Source organism: Enterobacter sp. SECR19-1250, assembly GCF_013391025.1.
GTDB lineage: Bacteria > Pseudomonadota > Gammaproteobacteria > Enterobacterales > Enterobacteriaceae > Enterobacter > Enterobacter cloacae.
This window is the reverse complement of sequence record NZ_JACASJ010000109.1, coordinates 1-16,164: the sequence shown is the minus strand read 5'-3', so window position 1 is coordinate 16,164 and position 16,164 is coordinate 1. Positions and strand designations below refer to the sequence as shown.

The window sequence follows — 16,164 nt, the reverse complement described above, 5'->3', positions numbered from 1 at the left end:
TGGTCATGGTGGCATGACCATATTACTGGGGATCCCTCAGCCCACAGGGAGAGGGAACTTTTCTTCAAACCGCACTACGTTTATACATCCTCCGCGGATGCCCAATCTTGCCGTACAGCATCTCCACCGTCAGAAAACCTGCCTCCACGCAATGCTCCAGATAGCGCCGGGTGGTGGTTTTACTCAGACCCGTTTCACTCACCACCTCATCCACCGTAAAACAGTGCGTCGCCTTGTCGTTAAACAGCGCCTGCACCCGCGCCAGCGTATTTTCCTCAATGCCTTTGCTGCCGTTGTCCTGGCGGTAGTTTTTCGCCTGTAGCTGATATAAAGAATCGACGTTCTGCTGGTCAACAATCTTCCAGACCCGCTGTTGCTCAGCAAACTGCACAAAACGCTCCAGCGACTGGCTGAGCCGCTTCCAGGAAACCGGCTTCAGGATGTAATCAAACGCCCCGTTACGAATGGCCTGGCTGCAGGTGTCCATATCGCTGGCGGCGGTGATGAAAATCACCGAACAGTTGGCGCGGGCGAGCATCGGGTTACTGATAAGGGTGATGCCTTTCCCGTCCGGCAGGTAGTTATCCAGCAACATCAGCTGCGGCTGTTTACTTTCAAGCTCAACCTGCGCTTGCGCCAGCGACGAGGCAATCCCCACCAGTCTAAGACGCGGATGTTTGCCGATCAGCTCTGCGTGCAGTTGCGCCAGTTCGTTCTCGTCTTCAACTATCAGTACGTCGATAAGTTCATGTTGCATAATCGGTATCTTCCTGTTCCTGTGCGGGATGCCGGGCGGTTCCCGTGGCGGGGATAAACAGTGAGAAAATCGCCCCCCGCGGCGTGTTATCGGCAACCTCAATTGCACCGCCAGCCTGTGTGACATAGCTTTCGATCAGATACAAACCAATGCCGTGATCGCCGCGCGTTTTGGTGGTGATGCCGCGCTCAAATATCCTGTCACGGATCTCCGGTTTAATGCCCACGCCCTGATCGGCCACTTCGATGATGAGTTCTTGTTCGCTCAGTTTTATCAGCACTTCCACAGGAGCATGCGGAAGCGGCGAGCGCTGGGTCGCTTCAATGGCGTTATCCAGCAGGTTGCCAATGATAGAAATCAGCGCCTCTTCAGGCAGCGCGAGGAACGGTCTGTCCAGCCGACAGGTCGGGTCAAAGTTCAGCTCGACGCCTTTCTCCCGCGCCCGCGCGGCTTTTCCCAGCAGCAGGCCGCACAGGGTCGGGGAGCTGAAGCGCGAAGAGATAAAGTCCAGCAGCTCCTGAGCGTGTTCCGACTGCGCCTGAATGTAGCCAATCGCCTCCTCGTAGCGGCCCATATGCAGCAGGCCGGAGAGAGTGGTCATCCGGTTTAGCTGCTCGTGACGCATAATGCGCAGGTTATCAACATAGCGTTTGACCTGGCTAAGCTGGGCGCTGAGCGAGTCGATCTCGTTGCGATCGCGGAAGGTGATCACCCAGCCCTGCAGAGAGTTCTCCAGCATGATGCGCACCCGGCTGGCGATCACCGTGAGATCGTTAAAGCGGCAAATCTCGTCATGGGTATCTTTGGCGAGCATCGTTTGTGTTTCGAAGAACGGAACAGGATCGATTACCTCGCTTATCAGCTGTCCGCGCAGTTCCCGGGCCGGCTGGCTCAGGCCCAGCAGTTTGCGTGCCGCCTGGTTAATCACTTCTATTCGCCGTTCATCGTCAATGGCGATCACTCCTTCATAAATGGACTCCATCATCGCCTTCTGCTGGCGCACCAGCAGACCAATCTCTCGCGGCTCCAGGGAGAAAATCTGCTTCTTGATACTGCGGGTAAAGAACCAGGAGAAGATAAAAAGGGCAAGCAGTAACAGTACGGCGGCGATCAGGATGTTAACCACTTTACTGACGGTGATGGTTTCAAGATAGCTGGTGAGATAGCCTACTGAGACAATCCCCACCACCTGACCGGCATCGTTAAAAATGGGCGCTTTGCTGCGCAGCGAAATGCCTAATCCTCCCTTGCGGATGGTGGTGGTGCTTTTACCGCGCAGGACCTCTTCGTTGTCTCCGCCGACCAGCGTATGGCCCACTCTGTCCGCAAAAACGGAATGAAACAGATGCAGCCCTTTGTTATCGCCAATCACAATAAAACTGGCATCACTGTGGGTGGCTATTTTCTGCATAAAATCGTGAATGGCGTTGATATCTTTTTGTTCGACCTCTTTTCGTAATGACGGAATAAGGGCGATCTCTTCCGCCTGTATTTTTGCGCGTGCGCTCATTTCCTGATAAAGCTGTCGGCTAACGTCGACATAATAATATCCGCCCAGCAAAGCAAAAAGCACTGAGAAAAAGACAACCAGCGAAACAAACAGCTTAATCTGAAACGATACTTTCATAACAATCACGCGTGGTATCAACGAAGTTTGTCAATATATCATCTTTTTTCGCGTGGATACCCGCTTTGCCGAAAACTTGTGATCCCTTGCACAGCAAGGTCTGCAAAAGAATTATCTGAAAGGGTTTTCCCTTAAACACGACCGTGTAAATGTTATTTGTTTGTTCGGTTTAGAAAAGAAACCATAAAAACCACGGCAATAAATAAGGGGCAAATCACATTAAATAAAAGAAACCATTAAAACCATAGTCGCCATTAAAACTTCGCTTTTAATATGCCATTCCTCACATAAAGTAAGCCTTTGTGACTCTAAGCTGAACGCACAAAATAACTAAGGGGCTTATTATGAGCACAACTGACGATTCTTTCTCTGTTACCCACGACCCGATTGATATTCAGCGGCCATCGCTCAAAGAGCGCTGGTGGCATATTATGGATACCTGGAAAATCGGGATTATTCCTCTGCCGCTGTTTGTCCTGGCGGGCGCGCTGATTGCCATTGATTGTCTGGGCGGAAAACTGCCAAGCGATATCGTGGTGATGGTGGCGACGCTGGCGTTCTTCGGCTTTGCCTGCGGTGAGTTCGGCAAACGCCTGCCGATTGTCGGCAAGCTCGGCGCGGCGGCGATTTGCGCCACCTTTATCCCCTCCGCGCTGGTCTATTACGGCCTGTTGCCGGATGTGGTAGTGGAATCCACCACGAAGTTCTATAAATCCACCAACATTCTTTATCTCTACATCTGCTGCATTATTGTCGGCAGCATCATGAGCATGAACCGCACCGTGCTGATTCAGGGCTTCCTGCGCATCTTCTTCCCGATGCTGTGCGGCGAGATCGTCGGCATGCTGGTGGGGATGGGCGTGGGTCTGGCGCTGGGTCTTGAGCCGTTCCAGATCTTCTTCTTTATCATTCTGCCGATTATGGCAGGCGGCGTGGGCGAAGGGGCTATCCCGCTCTCCATCGGCTACGCCACCCTGCTGCACATGGATCAGGGCGTGGCGCTCGGTCGCGTGCTGCCGATGGTCATGCTCGGCGGACTGACCGCTATCATCATCTCCGGCTGTCTGAACCAACTGGGCAAGCGTTATCCACACCTGACCGGTGAAGGTCAGCTGATGCCGAACCGCGCGAATGCCGATGCCACCGTTTCTCAACCGGCGTTCTCTGGCAAAGCGGACGTCACCACCATCGCCTCCGGTGCGTTGCTGGCGGTGCTGCTCTACATGCTGGGCATGCTCGGCCACAAGCTGATTGGTCTGCCTGCGCCGGTTGGCATGCTGTTTATGGCGGTGCTGGTGAAGCTCTGCAACGGTGCCTCTCCGCGTCTGCTGGAAGGCTCTCAGGTGGTGTACAAATTCTTCCAGACCTCGGTGACCTATCCCATCCTCTTCGCGGTCGGTGTGGCGATCACCCCATGGCATGAACTGGTCGCGGCCTTCACGCTGACTAACCTGCTGGTGATTATCAGTACCGTCTCTTCACTGGTGGCGACCGGCTTCTTCGTCGGCAAAAAAATTGGTATGCACCCGATTGATGTCGCCATCGTCTCCTGCTGCCAGAGTGGCCAGGGCGGTACCGGTGACGTGGCGATCCTGACCGCAGGCAACCGTATGAGCCTGATACCCTTCGCCCAGATTGCTACCCGTATCGGCGGCGCGATTAACGTCTCTATCTCACTGCTGATTCTGGGCAACTTCCTCGTTTAAGTTTTCAGGAAAGAACAATGAAACTCGCAAGCTTTTTATACCAGGGAAAACGCAGCTACGGCATCGTCCAGGCCGAAGGTGTGATTGATTTAGGTCGCCGTCTCGGCGACCGCTACAGCGACCTCAAAGCGCTGCTGCAGGGCAACGGGCTGGCGCAGGCCACCCGTTACCTGAACGATGCCGTGGACGTGCCGATGAGCGCCATCACCTTCTTACCGGTGATTGAGCAGCCGGAAAAAATCCTCTGCGTCGGCATGAACTACGCCGACAAGCGCAAGGAGTTTGACCAGCATAACCCGGCACCGACGCTGTTCGTGCGCTTCCCGGATTCGCAGACCGGCCACAACGAGCCGGTGCTGAAGCCGCGTCACTCCAGCGAATTCGACTACGAAGGCGAGCTGGCGGTGATCATCGGCAAGGGCGGGGAAAATATCAGCCGTGACGAGGCGCTGCGCCACGTGGCGGGCTACAGCTGCTACATGGACGGCTCCGCCCGCGACTGGCAGCACACCTGGTTTACTGCCGGTAAGAACTGGCGTCAGACCGGCGCGTTTGGCCCGTGGATGGCAACGGCCGATGAGATCCCGGACCCGCACAGGCTGGCGATCCGTACCTGGCTGAACGGCCGCATGGTGCAGGAAGATAACACCAGCAGCATGATCCACAAGGTTGCGGAGCTGATCGAGTACATCAGCACCTTTACCCGCTTAAGTCCGGGCGACGTGATCATCACCGGCTCCCCGGGTGGGGTGGGTAAAAAGCGTAATCCGCCGCTGTTTATGAAAGAGGGGGATCGCATTGAAGTGGAGATCGAGCATATCGGTCATCTGAGCAACGTGATTGTGGAAGCGCCAGCCACCGGGCTTGCGGCGGCACACTGAGAAAGGCGGCATGAACAGTCAACCCATCGATTTTCGCCACACGCTGGTGGCGAAACACCCGGAACGCTTAAGCCAGATCCGTTACCTGCTGGCAGACAGCGGCCTTGGCCTGGACAACGACATCACGCTGTTTGTCGAAGCCTGGTCCGGCGCGCAACTGGTGGGTTGCGCCGGTCTTGCCGCCAACGTCATCAAGTGTGTGGCCGTGAACGAGCAGCTTCGCGGCGAGAACCTCAGCGCGCGCTTGCTGGCGGAGGTGCAGAATGCGGCGCTGGAGCGCGGTCATTTTCACCTCTTCCTCTGCACGCGACCCTGCAATAAGGAGCGCTTTGCGCGTAGCGGCTTCTGGCCGATTGCCCAGAGCGGCAACAACGCCGTGCTGATGGAGAACACTCCGCAGGGGATCGAGCGTTACTGCCGTTCCCTGGGCAGGATGCGCAAGGGCGGGGAGAAGACTGGCGCGATAGTGATGAACGCCAACCCGTTCACCCTCGGCCACCGTCATCTGGTGGAGCAGGCGGCGATGCAGTGTGACGCCCTGCACCTGTTTGTGGTGCGTGAAGATGCCTCGTTCTTTCCGTTCAGCGCGCGCCTCGGAATGGTGCGTGCGGGCGTCGCGCATCTGCCAAATGTGACCGTGCACGAAGGCTCACAGTACATCATCTCCCGCGCCACCTTCCCGGCCTACTTTTTGAAAGAGACCGGCAAAGTGCAGCAGGCGTGGAGCGAAATCGACGTGCTGATCTTCCGCGACTTTATCGCACCGGCGCTGGGCATTACCCATCGTTTTATCGGCTCCGAGCCGTTTTGCGATATCACCCGTCAGTACAACCAGACGCTGCACGCCTTGCTGAGCCCGCAGATTGAGGTGGTGGAAATGCCGCGCATCAAGGCCACCGGCAATGCCATTTCAGCGTCCGAAGTGCGCCGCTTGCTCAAGACTCAGCAGTTTTCCCGGATCCGGGAGATTGTCCCGGACTCCACCTTCGCGCACCTCGAAACACACTACCGTGCGAGTGCCGAAGTCGCTTAACTACCAGGAATTTATCATGAAAATTGTAAGGGAGGCGCTGGCCGGAACGCAGGAGTCCAGCGACCTGATGGTGAAAATTGCTCCCGCTCACGGCGAGCTGGAGATAGTCATCCACAGTGAAGTGATTAAGCAGTTTGGCGAGCAAATTCGCCAGGTGGTCAACGAGACATTGCGCGCCATGAACGTGCACCAGGGACTTATCATTATTGAAGACAAAGGGGCGCTGGACTGTGTGATCCGCGCCCGCCTGCAAAGTGCGCTTCTGCGTGCTGCCGATGAACAGGCCATTAACTGGGGGGCGCTGAAATGAGCAAACTCCGCCGCAGTATGTTGTTCCTGCCGGGCGCCAACGCCGCCATGCTTTCAACCGCGTTTATCTACCGTCCAGACTCCATCATGTTTGACCTTGAAGATGCCGTTGCTCTGCGCGAGAAAGACACCGCGCGAATGCTGGTGTTCCACGCCCTGCAGCACCCGATGTATCAGGACATCGAAACCGTGGTGCGCATTAACCCGCTGAGCACGCCGTTTGGCTTGCTGGATCTGGAAGCCGCCGTGCGTGCCGGCGTGGACGTGATCCGCCTGCCGAAAACCGACACCCCGGACGACATCTACGAGCTGGAAGGCCACCTTGAGCGTATCGAGCAGGAGTGCGGGCGCGAGGTTGGTTCTACCCGCGTGATGGCGGCGATTGAATCGGCCATTGGCGTCATCAACGCCGTGGCGATTGCCCGCAGCTCGCCGCGCCTGATTGGCATTGCGCTGGCGGCTTTTGACTACGTGATGGACATGCAGACCGAGCGCGGCGACGGCACCGAGCTGTTCTACGCCCGCTGCGCCGTGCTGCACGCCGCTCGCGCAGCAGGCATCGACGCCTTCGACGTGGTGTGGTCAGACGTTAACGATGAGGCCGGATTCCTGCGCGAGGTCGATCTGATCCGCAAGATGGGCTTTAACGGCAAATCGCTGATCAACCCGCGCCAGATAGACCTGCTGCATAACGCCTACGCGCCGACCCAGGAAGAGGTGGATCACGCCCTGCGGGTGATTGAAGCGGCAGAAGAGGGCGAACGTAACGGCCTTGGCGTGGTGTCGCTCAACGGCAAGATGGTGGATGCACCGATTATTAACCACGCGCAGGTGGTGCTCGAACGCGCGGCGGCCTCCGGCGTGCGTCGGTAAGGATGACACAATGAACCAGACAGAACTTCTCCATGTGAATTTTCCCCATCTGCGGGAGTTAAAACCGTTTGATACCGCCCACAGCGCCACGCCGTGGCTGGCGGACAGCGACGCGAAACACAGCCGTAAACTCTGCGCCTCCATTGAAGAGGCGGTGAGGCGTAGCGGCCTGAAGGACGGAATGACCATCTCCTTCCACCACGCGTTTCGTGAAGGCGACCGGGTGATCAACACCGTCGTGGCGCTGCTGGCGCGGATGGGCTTCAAAAACCTGACCCTCGCCTCCAGCTCGCTGATGACCTGCAACGACGCGCTGATCGAGCATATTGCAAGCGGGGTGATCGCCCGGATCTACACCTCCGGCATGCGTGGCAAGCTGGCGGATGCCATCTCCCACGGGCTGATGGACGAGCCGGTACAAATTCACTCTCACGGCGGGCGCGTAAAGCTGCTGCAGGACGGTGAGCTGAACATTGACGTGGCGTTTCTTGGCGTGCCGTGCAGCGATGAGTTTGGTAACGCCAACGGCACGCACGGGAAATCATGCTGCGGCTCGCTGGGCTACGCGATGGTGGACGCCCATTTTGCCCGCAAGGTGGTGTTGTTGACGGAAGCGCTGGTGCCGTTCCCCAATATGCCTGCCAGCCTGGTGCAGGATCAGGTGGACTACATCGTGCAGGTGGAGAGCGTGGGCGATCCGGCAAAAATCAGCGTCGGCGCGGCGCGCGTCACCAGTAACCCGCGCGAGCTGATGATTGCCCGCTATGCGGCGGATGTGATTGAGCACTCCGGCTATTTTAAACCGGGCTTCTCGATGCAGACCGGCTCCGGCGCGGCGGCCACCGCCTGCACCCGCTTTATGGAAGAGAAGATGGAGCGCAGCGGCGTGAAGGCACGCTTTGCGCTGGGTGGCATCACCGGCAGCCTGGTAGATCTGCACGAGAAGGGGCTGATCGAAAAGCTGCTCGATACCCAGTGCTTCGACGGCCAGGCGGCGGCCTCGCTGGCGCGCAACCCGAACCACGTGGAGATCTCCACTAACGTCTACGCCAACCCCGGCAGTAAGGCGGCAAGCTGCGACCAGCTCGACGTAGTGATCCTCAGCGCGCTGGAGATTGACGTCGATTTCAACGTTAACGTCATTACCGGCTCCGATGGCGTGATGCGCGGCGCGTCCGGCGGGCACTGCGACGTGGCCGCCGCGGCGAACCTGACCATCGTCGTTGCGCCGCTGCTGCGCAGCCGCATTCCGACGGTGGTGAAGCGCGTTACCACACGCCTCACGCCGGGCGAAAGCATCGACGTGCTGGTCACCGATCACGGCATTGCGGTCAACCCGGCGCGCCCGGAGATCCGCGAACGCCTCATGGAAGCAGGGCTGAAGGTTGTGGATATCAACGCCCTCTATGAGCGGGCAATTTCGCTGACAGGCGTACCGAAACCAATTGAGTTCACCGACAAAATTGTCGGGGTGATCCGCTACCGCGACGGCAGCGTGATCGACACTGTTCGACAGGTAAAGGAGTGAATATGACCATTGCGACACCCGTGCGGGCGGGTGTCAGCCTGGACGCGCTGCTTGCGGCGAAAGAGCGCCGCGCAGCCCGTCAGGCTGACTGGCTTACGCACTATCAACACCGGTGATCTCCCTCACGCTGGTAACACCCGGGGAGATCAAAGACAGCCTGCGCTATCGCAACACCATGGGCGTGGCGTTACAAATGTGCGACCAGCTGCTGTGGGAAAACCGCTGGCAGGTGCTGGACCGCCAGGTGCTGTGGCTCCCGACCGGGCCCGAAGCGCTGTGGTGCGTGGCCCATCCCGCGGCAGAAATCAAAGCCCACTGTGCAGAGCTGGAGCAGACGCACCCGCTTGGCAGGCTGTGGGATCTGGATGTGATTTGCCCTGAAAACGGCCACGTTGGACGTCAGTCGCTGGGCTCCCATCTCAGACGCTGCCTGATTTGTGATGAACCGGCCCACGCCTGTTCCCGTTCGCGCAAACATCCTGTGGAGCAGGTGGTGGCGCGCGTGGAGAAGATGATCGATGACTGGTTTGCTCGCGACTAAACCGCGCCCGCTTAACGTCCCCGCGCTTGCCGCAGAGGCGCTGTGGCAGGAGCTGGCGCTGACACCGAAACCGGGGCTGGTGGACAGGCTCAATAACGGCTCCCATCGCGATATGGATCACGCGCTCTTTGTCCGCAGCATTATGGCGATTACGCCGTGGTTTTCGCGCTTTGCTGAGTTGGGTAACACGCATGCCGATAAACCCGCAGGCGAACAGTTACGGATCCTCCGCCCGATGGGGATGGCCTGTGAGCAGGCGATGTATGCCGCGACGAACGGGGTGAACACGCACAAAGGGGGCATTTTTGCCCTTGGTTTACTCTGCTTCGCCGCCGGGCGTGTGAAAAATATCTCCGCAGAAAGCCTCTGTTGTGAGGTGAGTAACATCTGCCACGGGCTGGTTTCGCGAGAGCTGGCCGAACGCAGCGGGCAGGCGACGGCGGGGGAGCGGCAGTTCCGGCAGTACGGCTTAACCGGCGCGCGCGGCGAGGCGGAGAGTGGTTTTGCGACGGTGCGTAAAGCGCTGGCGCAGTGGAACGGACATTCACTTCACGGCCTGCTGTTACGCCTGATGGCAATCAATCAGGACAGCAATCTGGTGTCGCGCGGCGGCATTGAGGGGCTGGGCTACGTTCAGGACTATGCGCGGGAACTGCTGGCTGACGGCTGGGATGGTGAAGCGTTGCGTAGAATGGATAACGCATTAATTGAACGCAACCTGAGCCCGGGCGGCAGCGCGGATTTGCTGTCGGTGGGGTGGGTGCTTGCTGCAATAAAATAGCCGGGTGGCGGCTTCGCCTACCCGGCACAATAATCAATGCGCGACTGGCTGTGCGCCGTGCGGTTCGCGTACATGCTTGTACTGGAACAGCACGATAAACGCGAAGAACAGCACCAGCGAGTATGCGGCGAAGATAAGCCACACTGGCTGCCAGTCGGTAATGCCGTTGGTGGTATACATCTCAACCACTTTACCGCTCACCACACCGCCCAGGATACAGCCGAAGCCGTTGGTCATCATCAGGAACATACCCTGTGCGCTGGCGCGGATTTCAGGTTTCACCTCTTTTTCCACAAACACCGAACCGGAGATGTTGAAGAAGTCGAAGGCGCAGCCGTAAACAATCATCGACAGAACCAGCAGCACGGTGCCGAACGGGCTTGGGTCGCCGTAGGCGAACAGGCCGAAGCGCAACATCCACGCGGCAATACTGATCAGCATGACGTTCTTGATGCCGTAGCGGCTCAGGAAGAACGGGATGGTCAGGATGAACAGCGTCTCAGAGATCTGCGAGATGGACATCATTACCGACGCATGCTCAACGATAAAGCTGCCTGAGAACAGCGGGTTATTATCGAAGCTGTGCAGGAAGGTATTGCCGAACATGTTGGTGATTTGCAGTTCCGCGCCCAGCAGCATGGAGAAGATAAAGAAGATCGCCATGCGTTTGTTTTTAAACAGCGCGAAAGCGTCCAGGCCAAGCATGGTGCTCCAGCTCTGGTTTTTCTGCTGGTTAGATACCGGAATATGCGGCAGCGTCAGGGTAAACAGTGCCAGCACCACGGAGAGCGCCGCACCGATGTAGAGCTGCATATGGCTCAGTTCAAAGCCCGCGAAGCTCACGCCCCACATTGCCATAATAAAACCGATGGTGCCCCAGATACGGATAGGCGGGAAGTCGGTCACGATATCCATATCGGCGGATTTCAGGCGGTAGTAGGAGATGGTGTTGATCAGCCCAAGCGTTGGCATGTAGGCCAGCGAGTTAAGCAGGATCACCATAAACATCGCCCCCGGCGTGGTGACCTGGGCTGCCATAAACAGCGTGCCCGCGCCCACCAGGTGGCAAAGCATGTACAGCCATTTCGCACTCAACCATTTATCCGCCACGATCCCCAGCAGCGTTGGCATAAAGACCGCCGCGATACCCAGCGAGCTGTAGACGGCACCGATTGACGCACCATCGAACTTGAGCGTCACAAACATATAGGAGCCGAGTGTAGTCAGCCAGCTACCCCACAGGCAGAACTGCAGAAACGACAATATTTTAAGCTGCAGCTTAAGGTTCATGTTACTTTCCTCACAAGTGAGCGGGAGATATGTTGTTATAGGAACATTCAGGGTTGTTATTTGATGCAATTCTATCAGTTGGCAACGATATGTTTTGTTACCTCCCGCAAAAAAATGCAATCCACATTAATTTGCAGTTTGGATTGTGATGCAAATAACATTTTCGTATGGGTGGGGTGAGATGGGGTAGGTGCGGCCTGATGCCCTCACCCTGGCCCTCTCCCACAGGGAGAGGGGAAGCAGAACACCTTCTCCTTGCAGGAGAAGGTGTGTTGATTATCGGCGACGATAGTTCTTCTGCGCCGTATTCACCTTATACAGATAACGACGGGATTCCGCAGACGGGTGGCGGGTGGTGAGGGTGGCGTACACATCCCCCGGCGCCATGCTGTTGATGATATTTGCGGCCTGCACTTTGTCATTCGAGAAGACACGCAGCACGCTGCCTGCACCGCCGTTGTACGCGGTAATGACCGCATAACGACGTGAGGTTGGGTTATCAATCCCGCCCAGATAGACATTATTCAGCATCGCCAGATAGGCCGTACCGGTATCAATGTTGCTTTGCGGGTCAAACAGATAGCTACGGCTCGGCGTGCCCGATTTCCCCTGTGCGCGGAACACGTCTTTACCGGCGCTGTGCTGGACAACCTGCATCAGCCCCAGCGCGTCGGAACGGCTCACGGCGTACGGGTTAAAGGACGATTCGGTCTGCATGATCGCCAGGATCAGCGACTCATCCACGCCATATTTACGTGACGCCTGACGCACCATGCCCAGATACTTATGCGCACGCTTGTCGAGGTGGTTCGGCACCAGGTTAATTGTGACGCTATAAATCACTTTCAGGCCGTTGGTGCGGCTTTTCAGACGTGTTTGCAGCAGATAGTCGGCGAATTTCGTGGCGCGGCCTTCCCAGCGGATAGGCTGACCGGTCTGGTCCACGACCTGACCGTACAGGAACGGCTCTTTAGAAATGGTAATGTCGTCGGCGTCGGAGTAGAGATCGATAGAACCCGGATCGTCGCCCATCAGCAGGGTTTTGATAATGGCCTGCCGTAAATGCGCCGCAGGGTCAGTCCCCGCGATGGTTTCAACCGTGATCGTACCGTCATCGAAGTTGATGTGGCTACGGGTCTGGTAGGAGTCGGTGTACTTAACGTAATCCTTAGGTCCGGCGATAAGAACTTCGTTAAATCCCCATATGTTCTCGATGTTGTGGGCAAACTGCCCCATCAAAATATCAAAACCGTTGGTGTCCTTAACCCAGGCTTCGTTGTATTCATCGCCTTTTTTGGATGAACACGAGACAAGCAACGGCGCAACAAGGGCTAGCGCTAAAATTTTTTTCATCATTCCGGGAGTGCGTGTTGTGTTTGCTTGAACGGCGGGGTTTCCCCCGCGCGCTGTTATTTTTCCGGCGGCGTATAGCCTTCGATGTGCACGTCTTTACCTTCGAACAGGAAGTTCACCATCTCCTGCTCCAGCAGCTTGCGGTGTTCCGGGTTCATCATGCTGAGTTTTTTCTCGTTAATCAGCATGGTCTGTTTTTTCTGCCACTGTCCCCAGGCTTCTTTGGAGATCTCGTTATAAATGCGCTTACCCAGTTCGCCCGGATAGAGCTGGAAGTCCTGGCCTTCAGCGTCGCGCTGCAGGAAAGTACAAAAAATGGTTCTGGCCATACTCATTCCTCTTTTTTAGCCGATGCTAAACCATTGCACCGGCACGTAATTGTTGTAACAGGCGCTCCACGGGAGCCGTCAGCCCGACTGATGGCGGTTGCGCTAAGTTATACCAGAGAGCGGTGCCTTCATCCATGCACGAGGCGAAGGAGGACACGGGAAGCCACATCGGCACAATATCCAGATGGAAATGGCTGAAAGTGTGGCGAAACGCGGTCTGCTGCGTCAGGTTATCGGCAGCAATGCCGCGCTGTTTAAGCCAGGCCCGGAGCGTGGCCTCATCTTCAAACTGTGGGAAGCAGTATAGACCACCCCAGAGGCCGCTCGGCGGGCGCTGCGCCAGAAAGACCTCGTCCCCGTGCTGCATCAACAGCATGTAACCGGTGCGCTCCGGCAGCGTCTGCTTCGGCTTTTTACCGGGATACTGCGCCCAGGAATGATTTGCGTACGCCACGCACAGGTTATTGAGCGGGCAGAGCTCGCATTTTGGTTTCGAGCGGGTGCAGACCATCGCACCGAGATCCATCATCGCCTGGTTAAACCGCTCCACGCCCTTTGCCGGGGTTACCGCTTCACTGATCTCCCACAGCCGCTTTTCGACCTCTTTTTTCCCCGGCCAGCCGTCAACCGCATAGCAACGTGCCAGCACGCGCTTCACGTTACCGTCAAGGATCGGGAAATGTTTGCCGAGGGACAGTGAGAGGATGGCACCCGCGGTGGATCGTCCGACACCGGGTAAATCCGCCACCTCGTCGAAGGTTTCCGGGAATTTACCGTTGTGGCGCGTCGCGACCTGCTGTGCGGCTTTGTGCAGATTGCGCGCGCGGGCGTAGTAGCCAAGCCCTGTCCACAGGTGCAGCACCTCGTCTAACGGCGCGTTGGCCAGATCGGTTACCGTGGGAAAGCGCGCCATAAAACGCTCAAAGTAAGGGATCACCGTGGCAACCTGCGTTTGTTGCAACATTACTTCGGAGAGCCATACTTTGTAAGGCGTTTTTTCAATTTGCCAGGGCAGGGTTTTACGCCCGTATTTGTCGTACCAGTCCAGCACCTGGGCTGAAAATTGAGAGGCTTGCATGGTCATCGATTCGTATAATCAGGGACGCCGATTGCAGCACAGCGTCAATCTGCTGTAAACCGGATCTTTCCCATGCTTGCATAGAAGCCTTAACTTTGGATAATGCCCGTTTCCCGAACATTCTCACAAGCAGACAACTCTTTTATGAAAAACGACGTCATTTCACCGGAATTTGATGAAAACGGTCGCCCGCTGCGCCGTATTCGCAGCTTTGTCCGCCGTCAGGGTCGCCTGACAAAAGGGCAGCAACACGCGCTGGACAACTACTGGCCGGTGATGGGCGTTGAGTTCAGCGAGCAGCCGCTCGACTTTGCCGACCTGTTCGGTCGCGATGCGCCAGTGACCCTGGAGATCGGCTTTGGTATGGGCACCTCGCTGGTGACCATGGCGAAAGCCCGCCCGGACCAGAACTTCCTCGGCATAGAAGTGCATTCTCCAGGCGTTGGCGCGTGTCTGGCCACCGCCCACGAAGAGGGGGTCGAGAACCTGCGCGTGATGTGTCACGACGCGGTGGAAGTGCTGCACAAAATGATTCCTGACAATTCTTTGAACATGGTTCAGCTCTTTTTCCCTGACCCGTGGCACAAAGCACGTCATAATAAGCGCCGTATCGTTCAGGCGCCGTTTGCTGAGCTGGTAAAAAGTAAGCTGAAACTGGGCGGTGTCTTCCATATGGCGACCGACTGGGAACCGTATGCGGAACATATGCTGGAAGTGATGTCGTCTCTGGACGGGTATAAAAACCAGTCAGAGAGCAACGACTATGTACCGCGTCCGGAATCGCGTCCGGTAACGAAATTTGAACAGCGTGGCCATCGTCTTGGTCACGGCGTATGGGACTTAATGTTCGAGAGGGTGAAATAATGGCAAAGAATCGTAGCCGTCGTCTGCGTAAAAAGATGCACATCGAAGAATTCCAGGAAGTGGGCTTCTCCGTTGCCTGGCGTTTCCCGGAAGGCACCAGCGTTGAGCAGATCGATCAGGACGTTGATGCGTTCATCAACGAGGTGATCGAGCCAAACAAGCTGGCCTTCGACGGTAGCGGCTATCTGGCGTGGGAAGGTCTTATCTGCACCCAGGAAGTGGGTAAATGCACCGAAGAACATCAGGCGCTGGTACGTAAATGGCTTGAAGACCACAAACTGGAAGATGTCCGCGTCAGCGAACTTTTCGACGTTTGGTGGGACTAATAAAGAAGTCAGGGGCCAGCATTAGCTGGCCCATTTTGTCTGAGGGAGTGTTAAAGATGCGCAAAACGTTGCTGGCTGTTGTCTTAATGGCAACCGGATTCACCGCCCATGCGGAGTATAAATGTAGCGTCACCCCGCGTGATGACGTGGTGTTAAGTCCGCAAACCGTTCAGGCTAAAGGTGAGAACGGCAATCTGGTCATCACGCCGCAGGGTGATGTCACGTTCAATGGCAAACAGTACAACCTGACCGCCGCGCAGCGTGAGCAGGCCAGAGACTACCAGGCCGATTTGCGTACCGCGCTGCCGTGGATTGACGAAGGCGCGCTGACCCGCGTTGAGAAAGGCCGCGTTGCGCTGGATAAGATCATTACCAAAGAGGTGGGTGAGAGCAGCAACATGCGCACCCGCCTGACGAAGCTCGACAAACAGCTGAAAGAGCAGATGAACCGGATTATCGAGCATCGTACCGACGGCCTGACCTTCCACTACAAAGCGATTGATCAGGTGCGTGCTGACGGCCAGCAGCTGGTGAATCAGGCCATGGGCGGCATCCTGCAGGACAGCATAAACGAGATGGGCGCCAAAGCGGTACTGAAAGGCGGCGGTAACCCGTTGCAGGGCGTACTGGGTAGCCTGGGCGGTCTGCAGACCTCGATTCAGAACGAGTGGAAGAATCAGGAAGCCGATTTCCAGCAGTTCGGTAAAGACGTGTGTAAACGCGTGGTGTCGCTGGAAGACAGCAGGAAGGCGCTGGTGGGGACGTTGAAGTAGCCCCTCTGCGCGCAGGGCCCCTCACCCCAGCCCTCTCCCCATGGGAGAGGGTGTAATCGTTCCCTCTCCCTGTGGGCTGAGGGATCCCCAGTAATATGGTCATGCCGCCATGACC

General features: G+C 57.0%; 16 protein-coding genes and 1 pseudogene. 11 read left to right on the top strand and 6 right to left on the bottom strand.

Annotation, left to right across the window (positions count from 1 at the left end):
• Positions 1-64: 64 nt before the first annotated feature.
• Both HX884_RS21670 and HX884_RS21665 read right to left on the bottom strand, forming a co-directional pair.
• Positions 65-757 carry a response regulator gene (locus tag HX884_RS21670; RefSeq protein WP_014833240.1) on the bottom strand — a complete coding sequence of 231 codons (693 nt, stop codon included), beginning with the start codon at positions 755-757 and terminating at the stop codon, positions 65-67.
• A complete protein-coding gene (locus HX884_RS21665; RefSeq protein WP_029882969.1) occupies positions 747-2,384 on the bottom strand; it encodes a sensor histidine kinase in 1,638 nt (545 codons plus the stop codon). The genes HX884_RS21670 and HX884_RS21665 overlap by 11 nt, the downstream gene beginning before the upstream one ends.
• Before the next feature lie 344 nt (positions 2,385-2,728).
• Here HX884_RS21665 and HX884_RS21660 point away from each other — a divergent pair, with 344 nt between their 5' ends.
• From HX884_RS21660 to citG, 8 genes and pseudogenes are all read left to right on the top strand, one after another.
• Positions 2,729-4,090 (top strand): 2-hydroxycarboxylate transporter family protein, encoded by a 1,362-nt coding sequence (locus HX884_RS21660; RefSeq protein ID WP_178328778.1) that lies wholly within the window; start codon positions 2,729-2,731, stop codon positions 4,088-4,090.
• Between the two features lie 17 nt (positions 4,091-4,107).
• Positions 4,108-4,971: a fumarylacetoacetate hydrolase family protein gene (locus HX884_RS21655; protein ID WP_023621451.1), complete on the top strand. Its 864-nt coding sequence runs from the start codon at positions 4,108-4,110 to the stop codon at positions 4,969-4,971.
• Between the two features lie 10 nt (positions 4,972-4,981).
• On the top strand, positions 4,982-6,004 hold the full coding sequence (gene citC / locus HX884_RS21650) for a [citrate (pro-3S)-lyase] ligase (protein ID WP_013098683.1): 1,023 nt from the start codon (positions 4,982-4,984) through the stop codon (positions 6,002-6,004).
• A gap of 16 nt (positions 6,005-6,020) precedes the next feature.
• Positions 6,021-6,314, top strand: coding sequence for a citrate lyase acyl carrier protein (gene citD, locus HX884_RS21645; RefSeq protein ID WP_013098682.1), 294 nt, complete (start codon positions 6,021-6,023; stop codon positions 6,312-6,314).
• On the top strand, positions 6,311-7,186 hold the full coding sequence (gene citE, locus HX884_RS21640) for a citrate (pro-3S)-lyase subunit beta (protein ID WP_013098681.1): 876 nt from the start codon (positions 6,311-6,313) through the stop codon (positions 7,184-7,186). Before citD ends, citE begins: the two co-directional genes overlap by 4 nt.
• A gap of 10 nt (positions 7,187-7,196) precedes the next feature.
• On the top strand, positions 7,197-8,714 hold the full coding sequence (gene citF, locus HX884_RS21635) for a citrate lyase subunit alpha (RefSeq protein ID WP_029882972.1): 1,518 nt from the start codon (positions 7,197-7,199) through the stop codon (positions 8,712-8,714).
• Between the two features lie 2 nt (positions 8,715-8,716).
• Positions 8,717-9,255, top strand: a pseudogene (gene citX / locus HX884_RS21630) (citrate lyase holo-[acyl-carrier protein] synthase).
• Positions 9,233-10,036: a triphosphoribosyl-dephospho-CoA synthase CitG gene (citG, locus tag HX884_RS21625; RefSeq protein WP_149896627.1), complete on the top strand. Its 804-nt coding sequence runs from the start codon at positions 9,233-9,235 to the stop codon at positions 10,034-10,036. The pseudogene citX and the gene citG overlap by 23 nt, the downstream one beginning before the upstream one ends.
• 33 nt (positions 10,037-10,069) lie before the next feature.
• On the opposite strand, the gene HX884_RS21620 is transcribed toward citG, so the two are convergent.
• The 4 genes from HX884_RS21620 to mutY form a co-directional block, all read right to left on the bottom strand.
• Positions 10,070-11,326, bottom strand: coding sequence for a nucleoside permease (locus HX884_RS21620; RefSeq protein WP_013098677.1), 1,257 nt, complete (start codon positions 11,324-11,326; stop codon positions 10,070-10,072).
• A 276-nt stretch (positions 11,327-11,602) separates the two neighbouring features.
• Entirely contained in the window at positions 11,603-12,679 is a 1,077-nt protein-coding gene (mltC, locus tag HX884_RS21615) for a membrane-bound lytic murein transglycosylase MltC (protein ID WP_178328777.1), read from the bottom strand.
• 56 nt (positions 12,680-12,735) lie between these two features.
• A complete protein-coding gene (locus tag HX884_RS21610) occupies positions 12,736-13,008 on the bottom strand; it encodes an oxidative damage protection protein (protein ID WP_013098674.1) in 273 nt (90 codons plus the stop codon).
• Positions 13,009-13,033: 25 nt separating this feature from the next.
• The gene (gene mutY, locus HX884_RS21605) at positions 13,034-14,086 is read right to left on the bottom strand and encodes an A/G-specific adenine glycosylase (protein ID WP_178328776.1); all 1,053 of its coding nucleotides are present in this window, start codon (positions 14,084-14,086) and stop codon (positions 13,034-13,036) included.
• A gap of 144 nt (positions 14,087-14,230) precedes the next feature.
• On the opposite strand from mutY, the gene trmB reads away from it, so the two are divergent.
• Genes trmB through HX884_RS21590 form a run of 3 tightly spaced genes read left to right on the top strand, consistent with a single transcriptional unit; the run spans position 14,231 to position 16,049 of the window.
• Positions 14,231-14,950 carry a tRNA (guanosine(46)-N7)-methyltransferase TrmB gene (gene trmB / locus HX884_RS21600; RefSeq protein WP_013098672.1) on the top strand — a complete coding sequence of 240 codons (720 nt, stop codon included), beginning with the start codon at positions 14,231-14,233 and terminating at the stop codon, positions 14,948-14,950.
• Entirely contained in the window at positions 14,950-15,276 is a 327-nt protein-coding gene (locus HX884_RS21595) for a YggL family protein (RefSeq protein WP_003862421.1), read from the top strand. Before trmB ends, HX884_RS21595 begins: the two co-directional genes overlap by 1 nt.
• Positions 15,277-15,332: 56 nt before the next feature.
• Positions 15,333-16,049 carry a DUF2884 domain-containing protein gene (locus HX884_RS21590; RefSeq protein WP_178328775.1) on the top strand — a complete coding sequence of 239 codons (717 nt, stop codon included), beginning with the start codon at positions 15,333-15,335 and terminating at the stop codon, positions 16,047-16,049.
• Positions 16,050-16,164 lie beyond the last annotated feature (115 nt).

Bases quoted from the DNA above. Each gene is read 5' to 3' on its own strand.
- mltC (WP_178328777.1), bottom strand. From the start codon at position 12,679: ATGAAAAAAATTTTAGCGCTAGCCCTTGTTGCGCCGTTGCTTGTCTCG.
- HX884_RS21665 (WP_029882969.1), bottom strand. From the start codon at position 2,384: ATGAAAGTATCGTTTCAGATTAAGCTGTTTGTTTCGCTGGTTGTCTTT.
- HX884_RS21610 (WP_013098674.1), bottom strand. From the start codon at position 13,008: ATGGCCAGAACCATTTTTTGTACTTTCCTGCAGCGCGACGCTGAAGGC.
- citG (WP_149896627.1), top strand. From the start codon at position 9,233: ATGACTGGTTTGCTCGCGACTAAACCGCGCCCGCTTAACGTCCCCGCG.
- citC (WP_013098683.1), top strand. From the start codon at position 4,982: ATGAACAGTCAACCCATCGATTTTCGCCACACGCTGGTGGCGAAACAC.
- HX884_RS21620 (WP_013098677.1), bottom strand. From the start codon at position 11,326: ATGAACCTTAAGCTGCAGCTTAAAATATTGTCGTTTCTGCAGTTCTGC.
- citD (WP_013098682.1), top strand. From the start codon at position 6,021: ATGAAAATTGTAAGGGAGGCGCTGGCCGGAACGCAGGAGTCCAGCGAC.
- citE (WP_013098681.1), top strand. From the start codon at position 6,311: ATGAGCAAACTCCGCCGCAGTATGTTGTTCCTGCCGGGCGCCAACGCC.
- HX884_RS21660 (WP_178328778.1), top strand. From the start codon at position 2,729: ATGAGCACAACTGACGATTCTTTCTCTGTTACCCACGACCCGATTGAT.
- HX884_RS21595 (WP_003862421.1), top strand. From the start codon at position 14,950: ATGGCAAAGAATCGTAGCCGTCGTCTGCGTAAAAAGATGCACATCGAA.
- HX884_RS21670 (WP_014833240.1), bottom strand. From the start codon at position 757: ATGCAACATGAACTTATCGACGTACTGATAGTTGAAGACGAGAACGAA.
- citF (WP_029882972.1), top strand. From the start codon at position 7,197: ATGAACCAGACAGAACTTCTCCATGTGAATTTTCCCCATCTGCGGGAG.
- HX884_RS21590 (WP_178328775.1), top strand. From the start codon at position 15,333: ATGCGCAAAACGTTGCTGGCTGTTGTCTTAATGGCAACCGGATTCACC.
- HX884_RS21655 (WP_023621451.1), top strand. From the start codon at position 4,108: ATGAAACTCGCAAGCTTTTTATACCAGGGAAAACGCAGCTACGGCATC.
- trmB (WP_013098672.1), top strand. From the start codon at position 14,231: ATGAAAAACGACGTCATTTCACCGGAATTTGATGAAAACGGTCGCCCG.
- mutY (WP_178328776.1), bottom strand. From the start codon at position 14,086: ATGCAAGCCTCTCAATTTTCAGCCCAGGTGCTGGACTGGTACGACAAA.